This is a genomic window from Enterococcus sp. HY326, from assembly GCF_026157065.1.
In the GTDB taxonomy this organism is placed as follows: Bacteria; Bacillota; Bacilli; order Lactobacillales; family Enterococcaceae; genus HY326.
The window spans coordinates 410,440-424,134 of the sequence record NZ_JANLGQ010000001.1 but is presented as its reverse complement, the minus strand read 5'-3'; the positions used below and the strand labels follow the sequence as shown (position 1 = coordinate 424,134).

The following is a 13,695-nucleotide window of genomic DNA, read 5'->3' as shown; positions in this document are numbered from 1 at the left end:
TACTTAAAGGAGAAATTTAGATGACTGAAGTTTATATTGTAGAAGCTTTACGCAGTCCCATTGGATCTTTCGGCGGTGCGTTAAGTAGTTTAAAAACCGTTGATTTAGGGACGGCAGTTCTTAAAAAAGTTTTAGAAAAAAGTCAGGTGCCAGTTGACGCTGTTGACGAAGTCTTTTTCGGCGCAACTTTACAAGCAGGACAAGGCCAAAATGTCGCACGGCAAATTGCCATCAAAGCCGGCCTGCCGGTAGAAGTACCAGCGACCACAATCAATATGGTCTGCGGTTCCGGTATGAAAACAATTATCGAAGGCCTGCGTTCAATCTTAGCTGGCGACAATCAGATTGTTGTCGCCGGTGGCGCAGAGAGCATGAGCAATGCTCCCTATGTTTCAGAAACGGCCCGCTTCGGTGCTCGAATGGGCAATACGGAGCTTGTCGATACGATGATTCATGATGGTCTCTGGGATGCCTTCAATGATTATCATATGGGTATCACCGCTGAAAATATTGCCGAACAATGGCAACTTTCCAGAAAGGCAATGGATGATTTTGCCCTTAATTCGCAAAATAAAGCTTTTGCGGCGATTGAAGCTGGCCGTTTCAAAGATGAAATTGTCCCGATAACTGTTAAAAATCGACGGGAAACAATTGTCGTCGATACCGATGAACACCCCCGCAAAACAACAGCCGAAAAATTAGCCAGCCTAAAGCCAGCCTTTAAAAAAGATGGCAAGGTGACCGCCGGCAACGCTTCGGGCATTAATGACGGGGCAGCAGCTTTAATCATTGCTTCAAAAGAAGCCGTCGAAGCCCACGGACTTAAACCGTTGGCAAAAATTATCAGCTGGGGGCAGGGGGGAGTCGATCCTTCGATTATGGGCATGGGTCCAGTACCAGCCACTAGAAATGCTTTGAAAAAAGCTGGCCTGACGGTGGCGGATTTGGATTTAGTTGAAGCCAATGAAGCTTTCGCAGCGCAAGCATTAGCGGATTTACAGGAATTAAAAATCAATCCGGAAATCACCAATGTTAACGGTGGCGCAATTGCCATTGGTCATCCAATCGGTGCGTCAGGCGCAAGAATTGTTGTGACTCTCGTGCATGAAATGCAAAAACGACCTGAGGCAAAAAAAGGTTTGGCCACTTTATGTATTGGTGGCGGCATGGGGACGGCGCTGATTGTAGAAAAGGTTTAGGTGAAACGAATGAAGAATAAACAAATTTCGATTGCAGAAGTCGTAGCAAAAATTCCTAGCGGTGCCACACTGATGATTAACGGTTTTATGGGGTGTGGTAATCCCCATAAAATTATTGAAGCGTTGGCAGCTAGTGGCGTTAAAGATTTAACCGTGATTGCCAATGATGCCTCAATGCCCGTTGGCCCTCAAGGAGAAGATTTTTACGGCATTGCGAAATTAATTCACAATCATCAAGTCAAAACTTTGATTGCGTCTCACGTTGGTTTGAATCCTGAAGTGGCACAACAGATGAATGCCGGTGAGCTAGAAGTTATTTTAATTCCACAAGGCTCTCTAGCCGAAATGATTCGCGCAGGCGGTGCCGGTCTTGGTGGGATTATCACGCCGACTGGAGTTGGCACGATTGTCGAAGACCAAAGTTATACCATCGGCAAAACGGAAATAGATGGCAAACAATATTTAATTCAACGACCATTAAAAGCGGATATCGCTTTAATCAGCGGCTTTCAAGTAGATGAAAGCGGCAATGTCTGGTATCGAGGAACGACAAGAACCTTTGGCCCGTTGATGGCATTAGCGGCTGAAACAGTAATCGTCGAAGCAGATCATCTCGTGTCTGCGATTGAGCCGGAAAATATCGTGACGCCGGGAGTTCTAGTAGATTTTGTCACAGCAAAGAAGGTGAGCTAAATGGAAAAGCAATTGACAACAAAACAAATTATCGCCAAACGAGTGGCAGAAGAATTTATCGATGGTGCTCTGGTGAATTTAGGTATTGGACTGCCGACAATGATTCCTAGTTTTTTACCTGAAGGCGTCGACGTGACGATTCAAACGGAAAACGGCATTGTCGGTGCCGGCAATGCTGGCGATTTTGATCCAGCCTATGTCACCGACGCTGGTGGTCAACCGGCACAGGTTTCTTCATCAGCAGCCTTTGTTGACTCCGCCACATCATTCGCCTTAATCCGTGGCGGTCACGTTGATTTTACCGTCTTAGGTGCATTACAAGTGGATGAAAAGGCCAATCTTGCCAATTGGATTATTCCTGGGAAAATGGTGCCGGGTATGGGCGGGGCCATGGATTTAGTTTCTGGTGCCAAAAAAGTCATCGTAGCCATGGAACATACCGCAAAGGGAAAAGTCAAAATTTTAACTGATTGTACTTTACCTTTAACGGGAATGAATTGTGTCAATATGATTGTCACCGAATTAGCGGTGTTTGAATTTATCAACGGCGAACTGACTTTAACAGAAATCAATGACAATTCCAGTTTTAGAGGAAATTCAAGAAAAAACAGCAGCCCATTTTACGGTAGCTTTAAAAAATAAGCTGACAGCTATCAGCTAAAGAAAAAGATTTACCCAGCCTTGCCTGAGATGTTTTCGGCAGCGTGAGGTAAATCTTTTTTTTGTAGAAAATTTTAAACTTTTTTCAACACAACACCAGCCCGCCGACGATTCATCACACCAACTAAAAAGACACAGGCAACTAGCATAATTGGGAAAATGCTGCCGCTGAGAATCCCCATCTGTAATGAATTACCAGAATTTTGAGCAACGGTTCCCACAAGCGCCGGTCCAATTGAGCAGCCTAAATCTCCCGCTAAAGCCAGATAAGCAAACATCGCTGTTCCGCCGTTACGAATATATTTTGAAGAAAGACTGAAGGTTCCCGGCCATAAAATGCCAACTGAAAAGCCGCTTAAAGCGCAGCCGATAAAACCAAATAATGGATTGCCGCTTAGTCCAACGAGTAAGTAGGCTGCTAGACAGAGAAAGCCGCTCGCCTGCATAAATTTATTTAATTGGAGTTTTTCACCGTATTTTCCATAAAGTAAACGGGAAAGCCCCATCATAATTGCAAAAAGCATTGGGCCAGCCAAATCTCCCAGCGCTTTGGAGACACCTAAGGCCTGCTCGGCAAAAGTCGAGGCCCACTGACTGATGGATTGCTCGCTGGCTCCGGCGGCTACCATCATCACTAAAAAGAGCCAAAAACTTTTCAAACCAAACAGCTGCCGGTTGCTTAAGCTGACTTCGCCCTCAGGCACAACTGGAGCTAGCGGTACTTTGGTAAAAATAAACATATTGGCTAAGGGAATCAAGGCCCAGAGCACTGCTAAAATCGGCCAGTTAGCAATGCCGAAAATCGCAAAAAAGATTGTCGAGACTAAAACCACGGCAACATAACCCCAGCAATAAAAGGAGTGGAGTAGACTCATAGCTTTTTCCTTATTGTCAGTCGGACAGGCTTCAACTATTGGGCTGACCAAGACTTCCAATAGACCGCCGCCAATCGCATAAATTAAAACGGATAATAATAAGCCAATAAATGGATCTGGCAACAGGTTGGGTAAAATGGCCAAGCTTCCTAGTCCGATGAAAGCAAACAAATGGGCTAAGACAATTGAAACCCGATAACCAATCCGATCTACAAAAAAGATTGCTGCAAAGTCCACCGCCAACTGCAATAAAAAATTACCTGAAATCAGCAATGAAATTTGTGTCAGAGAAATTCCGTATTGACTGCGGAAGGTCAAAAACAACAAGGGAATAAAATTATTTAAAATAGCCTGAACAATATAGCCGGTGAAACAAGCATAGAGCGTTTTTTGATAATTTTTCATAGCAGCCTCCAATAACTTTATAAATTTTGTTAATAAAGTTATTTTAAGGGAGTCACAAGAAAAACTCAATTGCATGTTGCACAAAAAATGCAGATTTATTCAGTCAAATGTTGCAAATAGAGTAATAAGGCTGTCAGAGTCAGCCCGTCAGTAATTGTATTTTGTTTAATTAATTCTTTGACTTTGGTAGTAGTCAGCCATTCGACCTGCTGCACTTCATTTTGATCAAAGGCTTTTTGTGGTAGTTCTTCTTGCAAATAGCCTAAATAAATAGCAAATTTTTGATTGGTGATGCTGTTACTTGGATAATACTCGTACAATTTTTCAGTAATTGTCACTTGATAGCCGGTTTCTTCTAGACATTCCCTCGCCAATGCCCTTTCGGGAGTTTCATCCGCTTCAAGACTGCCAGCGGGAATTTCCCAGCTAAGAGTGTCCAGTAAATAACGAGGCACTGCCACAAATAAAATTTCTTGGCGGGCATTTAAAATAATTCCCGCTACAGATTCGTTGTGCATATCAATGACAAAATAATTCAACCTTTGTCCGGTTCTTTCCTGACTGATAGCATCGAGATAAAGGGTATACCAAGGATTTTCTAAAATAATTTTGCGGTGCTGCCGGTGAAAGAGTGACATCATAAAACTCCTTTTTGAGAACTTTTTCCTTTATCATAGCAAAAAGAATGAAGAGGCTGTGTAATTAGTTAAAGCAGAACCGAACTTTACGAACAATATCTAGAAAATTCCTAAATATTGCTGATTTGCGCCAAGGAGCTACTGGACCGCAGAAGCAAATATAATAAAGTTTGGTTTTAGTTCTGCTTAAAGACTAATTAGACAGCCTCTTCAAACTCCTGTTGCTATAAATTAAACGCTGCTTTGGGCGACTGCCAAAATAGCAGCGGGAATCCGATAAGGAGAGCAAGAAACGTAATCGACGCCGATTTCTCTTAAAAAGGCGATTGAAGCAGGATCACCACCGACTTCTCCACAGACGCCAAAGGAAATTTTTTGATTCAGCGGTTTAACTTTATTCACCGCTGTGCGCATCAACTCACCAACTCCTTGTGTATCTAAATGTTGATACGGGTCATTAGCTAAAATATGTTTTTCCATATACTCGGGAATAAACTTAACGGAATCATCCCGGGAAAAGCCATAGGTCAGCTGGGTTAAATCGTTTGTGCCAAAGCTAAAGAAGTCGCTGTTTTCTGCAAGCTGATCTGCTGTCAAACAGGCCCGAGGAATTTCTAGCATCGAGCCGATTTTATACGGCGTCGCAAAATTATATTCGTTGAAGACTTCCTGAATTGTTTTTTCTAAAACCTCCCGCAGAAAATCCAACTCACGTTTTTCACTGATTAGCGGCAGCATAATTTCAGGGATGATTTGAATATTTTGTTCCTGAGAAACTTCTAGAGCAGCTTTGATAATCGCTCTGGTCTGCATCTCATAGATTTCTGGGTAGGTAACCCCCAAACGACAACCCCGATGACCGAGCATTGGGTTGACCTCTTCTAGTTCACTAATTCGCTGACGAATATCGCTTAGGTTTTTGCGGGTTTCTGTAGCGGCCCGTTTCAAGTCTTCTTCCTTTGGCACAAATTCGTGCAGTGGCGGATCTAACAGGCGAATGGTGCAGGGCAGGCCAGCCGTCAAACTAAAAATTTCCCGGAAATCTTGAATCTGAAAGACTTCTAAATTGGCTAAAGCCTGTTCACGACTGGCTTTAGTGTCAGCTAAAATCATTTTGCGCATTTCCCAAATGCGCTCTTCACCGAAAAACATGTGCTCAGTGCGGGCTAAGCCGATGCCGGCAGCGCCAAATTTTAAAGCTGTCTGAATATCTTCAGCAGTTTCAGCGTTGGCCCGCACTTTTAAATCACCAAGCGCTAAGCCCCATTCCAAAATCTTCGATAATTTTGAAAAATCATTGTCTAAGGTTGTCGGAATTTTGCCGAGATAAACTTTGCCACTGCTGCCGTTCACGGAAATAACGTCACCTTCTTCTAAAACAACGTCACCGGTTTTGGCCCGTTTCATAAATTCATCCACCTCCAAGGCCTCACAGCCCACAATACAGCAGGTCCCCATTCCACGGGCGACCACGGCCGCATGGGATGTCATACCGCCTCTGGATGTGACGATGGCTTCACTGACCACCATGCCTTCAATATCTTCTGGAGAAGTGTCTTGCCGCAGCAAAATAACTTTTTCGCCGGCGTCATGGGCATCCTTCGCCGCTGCCGCTGTGAAATAAATTTTTCCGGTAGCAGCACCGGGACTTGCTGGCAAACCGCTGACTAATGGTTCGGCGGTTTTTAAGGCTTCTTCATCGAAAACAGGGTGGAGAGATTGATTAATCATTTCTGGCGTAATTCGATTCAAGGCCTCTTGTTTTGTAATCGCTCCGCTTTCAGCTAAATCAATCGCAATTTTCATGGCGGCTTTGGCAGTCCGCTTGCCGTTTCTAGTTTGCAAAATAAATAATTCACCATTTTCAATCGTGAATTCGATATCCTGCATATCCCGATTATGGTCTTCTAAAATCGTACAAATTTTTTCAAATTGGTGATAGACCTCGGGCTGCTCTGTTTGTAACTGACTGATTTCTTTCGGCGTTCGAATCCCCGCAACGACATCTTCCCCTTGGGCGTTGATTAAATATTCTCCAAAAATACCAGTCTCACCGGTTGCGGGATTGCGGGTGAAGGCCACGCCTGTGCCGCTTTGCTCGCCAGTATTGCCAAAGACCATTGCTTGGATATTGACGGCAGTACCCAAATCATCAGAAATTTGATGCAGCCGGCGATAGGTTTTGGCTCGAGGATTATTCCAAGAGGCAAAAACTGCTTGCACCGCTGCGGTTAATTGCTCAAAAGGATCCTGTGGAAATTTTTCTTTAATATGTTCCATATAAATTAACTGATAGGCTTCTGTGACCCGTTGCCAGTCAGCCCCTGTTAATTGATTATCTTCTGTATACTCATGTTCCTTTTTGTAATGGTCTAAATAATTTTCAAAATAACTGCGGTCAACGCCTTTGACAACATCGGCATACATTTGAATTAGCCGACGATAGCAATCATAGGCAAAGGCTGGATTGCCGGTAGCTGTTGCCAAAGCTACTACGGTTTGATCGTTTAAACCTAAATTTAAAATAGTGTCCATCATGCCGGGCATCGAAAATTTTGAACCGCTACGGACCGACACCAAGAGGGGATTACGAGTAGCACCAAATTGTTTATTTGTTTTATTTTCCAGTAATGTGACATACTGTTTGATTGTCTCAAGTAAGTCTTGGGAAAGGCAAAGGGTATCTAAATAATCCATGCAGGCGCCAGTGGTGATGGTGAAGCCGAAAGGCACAGGTAATTCTAAGCTAGTCATCTCCGCTAAGTTTGCTCCTTTGCCGCCTAATAAGTCCAAATCTTCCTTCGTTCCCTCTGAAAAATCATAAATAAGTTTGCTCATCTACTGCTCTCCTTTTAATGTGATGTTCTTATCAATCTAAAAAAAATATATAGTACGTCATAATAAATGTCAATAGTATGTTCTAATAAAGAACAATTTCCCACTCGTGGAAAGTCAAAAATTTATTTTAATTTAAAAAAATGAAGAGAAGTGGCACATTATAAAGTTAGTTGGCGGGTAGGGGCTTCTAACGCTTTCATAAAAGTATCAGCCTTTAGCTCTTTTCGCTGGAACAAGTCAACCTGCTTGGTGGAAAAGGTGGCTTTCGCTATACTTAAAATAAATTTAAAAGAGGAATGGGTTACGTTTATTATGGATAATTTAATTTCTACGTTTTTAGAACGGAAGGACGATTTATTAACCGCCACCTTCCAGCATTTATCGATTTCAATTATTGCGTTGTTGATTGCAATTTTGATTGCGGTGCCGTTGGCCATTTGGCTGGCCAACCATAAACGAATGGCGGAAGTGATGCTGCAGATTACCAGTGTGCTGCAAACTATTCCGTCGCTCGCTTTATTAGGATTATTAATTCCCTTTGTCGGGATTGGGACAGCGCCAGCGTTGATTGCGTTAGTGGTCTATGCGCTTTTGCCAATTTTTCAAAATACTTATATTGGTCTTTCGGAAATTGATCCTTCAATTGAAGAAGCGGCAACAGCCTTTGGGATGTCGCGGATGCGCCGCTTGATTAAAGTTGAACTACCGATTGCTTTACCGGTGATTGTTTCGGGTATTCGGACAGCACTGGTTTTAATTATCGGAACAGCCACATTGGCAGCTTTAATTGGCGCTGGTGGTCTCGGAACCTTTATCATGCTAGGGATTGATCGTAACGATCCGACGTTAACCTTAATTGGTGCAATTTGTTCGGCTTTACTGGCAATTATTTTCTCTGGTCTAATCAAATTGATGCAGTATTTGAAACCAAAATTTACTGTCCTCACCTTAGCCGTGTTGGTCTTAATTTTTGGTGGCTTCTCTGTTTATCAAAGTGGCTTTTTTGCAAAGGACACCATCACGATTGCCGGAAAACTAGGAGCAGAACCAGATATTTTAATCAATATGTATAAAGAATTGATTGAACAGGAAGATCCAGATGCTAATGTTGAACTAAAAGAAAACTTTGGGAAAACGAGTTTCCTATTTAGCGCATTGGAAAATGATCAAATTGATATTTATCCAGAGTTCACTGGAACAGTTTTAGAAAGCTTAGTCACCTTGCCTGAAGATGATCAAGGGGTGAAGTTCTCTGCTGAGGATACTTATACCGAGGCTAAAAAATTACTGGATGAACAATTCCAAATGAGTTTCTTAGAACCGATGGCTTACCAAAATACTTATGCCTTAGCGGTCAAAAAAGATTTTGCTGAAGCCAATGATATTACGACAATTTCTGATTTAATGAAGGTTCAAGATCAAATCAAAGCCGGTTTTACTTTAGAATTTATAGATCGGGAAGACGGCTATAAAGGCATTCAAGAATTGTACGGCTTGAACTTCCCAAGCGTCCAAAGTATGGAGCCTGCGTTGCGTTACCAAGCGATTAATAATGGTGATATTAATCTGTTGGATGCTTATTCGACAGATAGTGAAATTGCGCAATATGATTTAGTAGTCTTACAAGATGACCGGGCTTTATTCCCGCCATACCAAGGGGCGCCGTTGATGAAAACGAGCTTTGCCGATGAACATCCAGAGGTGGTAACGGCCTTGAATAAATTGCAAGGATTGATTACAGAGGAACAGATGAGCAATATGAATTATCAGGTCAATGTAGAAGGTGCCGATCCTGCCGATGTGGCCCACGACTTTTTAGTAGATCAAGGCTTGTTGGAGGAATAAACATGGAAAAAATAATTGAATTTAAAGAGGTCAGCAAAGAATTTAATGGCAATCGTGTCATTGAAAATTTAAATCTGACAATTAATAAAGGTGAAATTTTTGTGATGGTAGGTCCTTCCGGTAGTGGAAAGACCACCACGATGAAAATGATTAACGGTTTAACAGTACCGACCGATGGCAATGTCTACTTTAAAGAACAGCGGATTAAAGACTACGACATCAAAAAAATGCGCTGGCAAATGGGCTATGTGCTGCAACAAATTGCTCTTTTTCCAACGATGACTGTCCGCCAAAATATTGAAGTCATCCCGGAAATGTTAGGCTGGGAAAAGGAAAAACGCCATGCACGAGTCGATCAATTATTGGCTCAAGTGGATTTAGATCCAGAAGAATATCGTCACCGCCTGCCGAGTGAATTATCCGGCGGGGAACAACAGCGGATTGGTATTTTGCGGGCGCTGGCTGCCAGCCCAGAAGTTATTTTGATGGATGAACCCTTTAGCGCCTTAGATCCAATTTCTCGGACAGCCTTGCAGGAGCTTGTTTTGAAAATTCATCAAGATTTAAAAACGACGATTGTCTTTGTTACCCATAACATGAAAGAAGCGTTAAAATTGGGTGACCGAATTGCCGTGATGCGGGAAGGTAAAGTGCTGCAATGCGATACTCCGGAACAAATTTTGGCTCATCCGGAGTCTGATTTTATCGAAGCCTTTTTTGAAGAAGAGGGTGAGATTCAAGCTGATTTTATCTCCATTGGATTGTTGGTGGAGGATGGCTTTTACGAAGAGGCGACGGCTGCTGAGACATTGCCGCAAATCTCTTTGAGCGAGACGTTAGATCAGGCCTATGTTTTATTAGCTGATGCAGAAAAATTGCAAATTGTTGATCACACGCAGCAAGTGATTGGTCACTTAACTAGTAAAAATGTTTTCCAATACCTCAGTCAAAAAAAAGGAGGAAAAACCCATGTTGAAGTTTGATGCTGTTGTCATTGGTTCCGGCGTCGCTGGTCTAAGCGCTGCTTATAAATTAAAGGATGCCGGCAAAAATGTCGCCATCATTGAAGATGATCTTTGGGGAGGCACCTGTCCAAATCGCGGCTGTGATCCCAAAAAAATTCTAATTGCCGGCGTGGAAGCCCGTGATCGGGTGAATCAATTAGTTGGCAAAGGTTTCAGTGAACTAGCGCCGATGAATTGGGAGGAGATTGAAGCCTTCAAGCGCAGTTTTACCGACCCGGTGCCTGAAAGCCGTCAAAAAGGATTAGCCGATTACGGTGTTACAACTATTTATGGCCAAGCTCGATTTACAGATGCTAATCACATCACAGTCAATGAGGAAGAGATTGAAGCTGCGCAATTTTTAATTGCGACAGGTCAGCGGGCTAATCTGTTAAATTTGGATGGGCAAGAATATTTAAGCAATAGCACTGATTTTTTGGCCTTGTCACACATGCCAAAGAGGATGGCCGTTATCGGCGGAGGCTATATTGCCTTTGAGTTGGCAACAATTGCCAATGCGGCCGGTTCAGAGGTGACGATTATTTTGCATAATCGCCGGCCATTAAAAGAATTTGACGCAGAACTAGTTGACGAAATGGTTGCTCAATTAAAAGAGCGGGGCATCCGCTTCATTTACGATACAGATATCAAAAAAATAGTAAAAACCGCCGATGGCTACCACCTTTCGGCTGATGATACAACTTTGGATGCTGATTTTGTCTTGTGCGCTACTGGTCGGATTCCTAATGTCGAAGAGTTAAATCTCGAAGCAGCTCAAGTTGAGTATTCAAAAAAAGGCATCAGCGTCAATGACTATTTGCAGACTTCTGCTAAAAATATTTATGCCTGCGGAGATGTTTTAGCAAAAACACAGCCACGCTTAACGCCAGTTTCAACTTTTGAAGGTGAGTATGCAGTCTCTGCTATGCTAGGCAATCAAACTCCCATCAACTACTCAACAATTCCGACCATTGTCTATGGCAGTCCTAAATTAGCAAAAGTTGGCGTTACCGATGAAGGGAACGGCATTAAAATGGTCAAACAGGATTTGACTGCTTGGTTTACCTACCAACGCTTAAATGAACCAACTGCCAAAGCGAAACTTTATTTTGATCAAGAGAATCAGTTGGTAGGGGCGACGACTTTAAGTGGTCAAGCTGATGAATTGATAAATTATCTAGCCCTTGTAATCGACCAAAAAATTTCCCATGACACTATGAAGGACTACATTATCGGTTATCCAACCGTTGCCAGTGATTTAACGTATTTAGTTTAAAAAGAGAATTTAAAATAAAAAAATAAATTTGCATCGGCCTCCCTTTACGAGGTCGTGCAAATTTATTTTTTTCCTGTTGTTTACTACTGTCAGAAAAACTGGTTGAGACTTTAAAACTATTATTTTGATGCTCGTTTAAAGACGGGGATTTCACTGTTTACACCGTAATCAAAGTCATTGATGGCTTTTAAAATCGCCATGTCAGAATCTGAAATGTCAAAAGCAACATCCGCATTATTTTTCATGTGGTCAACACTTTCAGTTTTTGGTAATGGCAAAAGATTCAATTGCAAACAATAGCGAATTGCTAATTGGGGAATGGAGACACCATATTTTGCAGCCATGTCAGTAATTTGCGGATTGCTCATCATTTCGCCATGGGCAATTGGCGAATACGCCTCTACTAAAATATCGTGTTTTTGCGAAAACTCAATAACATCAAAAGGTGTATGCCCAATATGAGCCAGTACTTGATTGACCATCGGTTTGATTTCGGCATGGTCTAAAAGATTTTGCAGGTCAGCTTCTTCAAAGTTTGAAACACCAATCGCTTTGATTTTCCCCGCTTCATAGGCTTCTTCTAAAGCCTTCCACGCTGCTAAATTGCCTTCAAAGAAGCGATCTTGGTCATTTTGAAATTCTGCCCAAGGCTTTGGACTGTGGATAATCATTAAATCAATGTAACCGAGGTCTAATTTTTTTAACGACTCCTCAATTGCGGCCACTGCCTGATCATAATTTTTAATTTCGGCTGCGAGTTTAGTGGTCACAAAAAGGTCTTCTCTCGCCACACCTGAATCTCTAACGCCTTTTCCAACACCGACTTCATTTGCATAAGCTTGTGCAGTATCAATATGGCGATAACCGACTGCAATGGCATTTTTGAAATCATCAGCGACCTTTTCGTCATCAATCATCCAAGTTCCAAAACCAATTTTAGGAATGGATAGGCCGTTTGCTAAGGTATAAGTTTCATTTAACATCTGTATTCCTTCTTTCTAAGTTTGTAAACTCATCATACAACTTAGAGCTGACTTTAAGGCAAGTAGAAAGTTTAAAAAATTTTTTTCAATAGCATGTTATAATTAAAGGGAGCTAGGACTGTTAAAGGAGATGTGGTGAAAATGCAATGTGTTTTATATTTAGGACAGCTAGGATTACCTTCAGCTCGTTTGTTGCTACTTCTGGCTGGGGCTGTTTTGCTACTATTAGCTGGAGTGGTTTATTTTACGAAAGCGGAATTTTTGGTTCGCATAATTAATGTGCCAATTGGCGCTGGTCAAAAGGATACTCAATTAATTAAACGTCGCCAACTAGCAGCCATCACTTGTCTGGTGCTTGGATTAGTCTTTATTGTTGCAGGAATTACCAGCTGACACACAGAGATTTTTAGTTGATAGAAGTTATTTGCGGAAACAAAAGCAGATACAGACTAATTTTTTCAGAGTGCAATCCAGTGAGGTAATTTGGCTTGCCTCTAAGTTTCAGTCAATTTAAAGGATGGAAATCCGAGTGTTTCCACAAATTAAAAGTTTTGAGTCGTAATTGAGACTATGTAGTAAATCTCATTGATGAGGATGGGGCCATTAATTCTGTGCTAGCTGAAGGTAACGGGGCCAGTGTATTTAAACAAAAAAATGAGGGTACCTGAAATTTCAGGTGCCCTCAATCGATTCTTATGCGGAAGATGGGAGTTGAACCCACACGAGCTAAGCTCACACGCGCCTGAAGCGTGCGCGTCTGCCATTCCGCCACTTCCGCTTGACTAGCAATAGGATAGTCCAAAATATCGAATAAAGCAACTAAAAATTTTTTTCTAGTCAATAAATGAGTAAAAGCAAAAAAATGAATAAAAACTTTTTTTATTATTTTTTAATTAATATCCATTATTACCCGGCAACTAAGTTATAATTAGTAGGGGATGATGTTCACGATTTGATGTCGTTTTTTGCCATCTAGAAGCTCAGCTGTCTGCACAGAATTTTAACTATGATGCAAAGTTGTTAAATGCTACAAAAAATCAGGCGCTACAAGAAAAAGTCTCTGATTTATGTAACTAATAATTTTCCTGTGAATAGGTTAAAAGGCTATTATTCTGCTTTTTTAATAAGTCATTTTCTTATATCTGAAAAATTCATAATTAAATTGACCAGAAAGCCGATTAATACTATAATTTAATATATATAGCAATTTTTCGGATAATTGCTTACATCAGCATTTTCTTAAGGGAAATTATGGAAAGAACTTATTGTATATATGAAT

The 13,695-nt window shown here is 41.7% G+C and carries 10 protein-coding genes, 1 tRNA gene and 1 pseudogene; 7 read left to right on the top strand and 5 right to left on the bottom strand.

From position 1 onward, the window contains the following. Window positions 1–20: 20 nt before the first annotated feature. From ORH16_RS02070 to ORH16_RS02060, 3 genes and pseudogenes are all read left to right on the top strand, one after another. A complete protein-coding gene (locus ORH16_RS02070; RefSeq protein ID WP_265455781.1) occupies window positions 21–1,199 on the top strand; it encodes an acetyl-CoA C-acetyltransferase in 1,179 nt (392 codons plus the stop codon). Window positions 1,200–1,208: 9 nt separating this feature from the next. Continuing rightward, complete coding sequence (locus tag ORH16_RS02065; RefSeq protein WP_265455779.1) at window positions 1,209–1,892, top strand: CoA transferase subunit A; 684 nt, start codon at window positions 1,209–1,211, stop codon at window positions 1,890–1,892. Beyond that, a pseudogene (locus tag ORH16_RS02060) lies at window positions 1,893–2,553 on the top strand (3-oxoacid CoA-transferase subunit B). It begins immediately after the preceding gene. Window positions 2,554–2,626: 73 nt separating this feature from the next. Here ORH16_RS02060 and ORH16_RS02055 read toward each other — a convergent pair. The 3 genes from ORH16_RS02055 to ppdK all read right to left on the bottom strand — a co-directional run bounded on the left by ORH16_RS02055 (window position 2,627) and on the right by ppdK (window position 7,308). Next, the gene (locus tag ORH16_RS02055) at window positions 2,627–3,832 is read right to left on the bottom strand and encodes an MFS transporter (protein WP_265455777.1); all 1,206 of its coding nucleotides are present in this window, start codon (window positions 3,830–3,832) and stop codon (window positions 2,627–2,629) included. A 95-nt stretch (window positions 3,833–3,927) separates the two neighbouring features. Further along, entirely contained in the window at window positions 3,928–4,470 is a 543-nt protein-coding gene (locus ORH16_RS02050; protein WP_265455776.1) for an NUDIX hydrolase, read from the bottom strand. 231 nt (window positions 4,471–4,701) lie between these two features. After that, window positions 4,702–7,308 (bottom strand): pyruvate, phosphate dikinase, encoded by a 2,607-nt coding sequence (gene ppdK / locus ORH16_RS02045; protein ID WP_265455774.1) that lies wholly within the window; start codon window positions 7,306–7,308, stop codon window positions 4,702–4,704. A gap of 312 nt (window positions 7,309–7,620) precedes the next feature. Between ppdK and ORH16_RS02040 the strand changes: the two genes are divergently transcribed. The 3 genes from ORH16_RS02040 to ORH16_RS02030 are packed head-to-tail and all read left to right on the top strand — an operon-like array spanning window position 7,621 to window position 11,433. Continuing rightward, on the top strand, window positions 7,621–9,153 hold the full coding sequence (locus tag ORH16_RS02040) for an ABC transporter permease/substrate-binding protein (RefSeq protein WP_265455773.1): 1,533 nt from the start codon (window positions 7,621–7,623) through the stop codon (window positions 9,151–9,153). Between the two features lie 2 nt (window positions 9,154–9,155). Further along, window positions 9,156–10,136 carry an ABC transporter ATP-binding protein gene (locus ORH16_RS02035; protein ID WP_265455772.1) on the top strand — a complete coding sequence of 327 codons (981 nt, stop codon included), beginning with the start codon at window positions 9,156–9,158 and terminating at the stop codon, window positions 10,134–10,136. Next, on the top strand, window positions 10,123–11,433 hold the full coding sequence (locus ORH16_RS02030; RefSeq protein WP_265455770.1) for a dihydrolipoyl dehydrogenase family protein: 1,311 nt from the start codon (window positions 10,123–10,125) through the stop codon (window positions 11,431–11,433). Before ORH16_RS02035 ends, ORH16_RS02030 begins: the two co-directional genes overlap by 14 nt. A 119-nt stretch (window positions 11,434–11,552) precedes the next feature. Here the strand turns inward: ORH16_RS02030 and ORH16_RS02025 are convergent, their stop codons facing one another. Then, window positions 11,553–12,416, bottom strand: a complete 864-nt coding sequence (locus ORH16_RS02025; RefSeq protein ID WP_265455768.1) for an aldo/keto reductase — start codon at window positions 12,414–12,416, stop codon at window positions 11,553–11,555. Window positions 12,417–12,557: 141 nt separating this feature from the next. On the opposite strand from ORH16_RS02025, the gene ORH16_RS02020 reads away from it, so the two are divergent. Beyond that, complete coding sequence (locus tag ORH16_RS02020; protein ID WP_265455767.1) at window positions 12,558–12,809, top strand: hypothetical protein; 252 nt, start codon at window positions 12,558–12,560, stop codon at window positions 12,807–12,809. 303 nt (window positions 12,810–13,112) lie between these two features. Here ORH16_RS02020 and ORH16_RS02015 read toward each other — a convergent pair. Next, window positions 13,113–13,194 (bottom strand) — tRNA-Leu (locus tag ORH16_RS02015). Between the last annotated feature and the right edge of the window lie 501 nt (window positions 13,195–13,695).

Bases quoted from the DNA above. Each gene is read 5' to 3' on its own strand.
- ORH16_RS02025 (WP_265455768.1), bottom strand. From the start codon at position 12,416: ATGTTAAATGAAACTTATACCTTAGCAAACGGCCTATCCATTCCTAAA.
- ORH16_RS02030 (WP_265455770.1), top strand. From the start codon at position 10,123: ATGTTGAAGTTTGATGCTGTTGTCATTGGTTCCGGCGTCGCTGGTCTA.
- ORH16_RS02020 (WP_265455767.1), top strand. From the start codon at position 12,558: ATGCAATGTGTTTTATATTTAGGACAGCTAGGATTACCTTCAGCTCGT.
- ORH16_RS02055 (WP_265455777.1), bottom strand. From the start codon at position 3,832: ATGAAAAATTATCAAAAAACGCTCTATGCTTGTTTCACCGGCTATATT.
- ORH16_RS02050 (WP_265455776.1), bottom strand. From the start codon at position 4,470: ATGTCACTCTTTCACCGGCAGCACCGCAAAATTATTTTAGAAAATCCT.
- ORH16_RS02040 (WP_265455773.1), top strand. From the start codon at position 7,621: ATGGATAATTTAATTTCTACGTTTTTAGAACGGAAGGACGATTTATTA.
- ORH16_RS02070 (WP_265455781.1), top strand. From the start codon at position 21: ATGACTGAAGTTTATATTGTAGAAGCTTTACGCAGTCCCATTGGATCT.
- ORH16_RS02065 (WP_265455779.1), top strand. From the start codon at position 1,209: ATGAAGAATAAACAAATTTCGATTGCAGAAGTCGTAGCAAAAATTCCT.
- ppdK (WP_265455774.1), bottom strand. From the start codon at position 7,308: ATGAGCAAACTTATTTATGATTTTTCAGAGGGAACGAAGGAAGATTTG.
- ORH16_RS02035 (WP_265455772.1), top strand. From the start codon at position 9,156: ATGGAAAAAATAATTGAATTTAAAGAGGTCAGCAAAGAATTTAATGGC.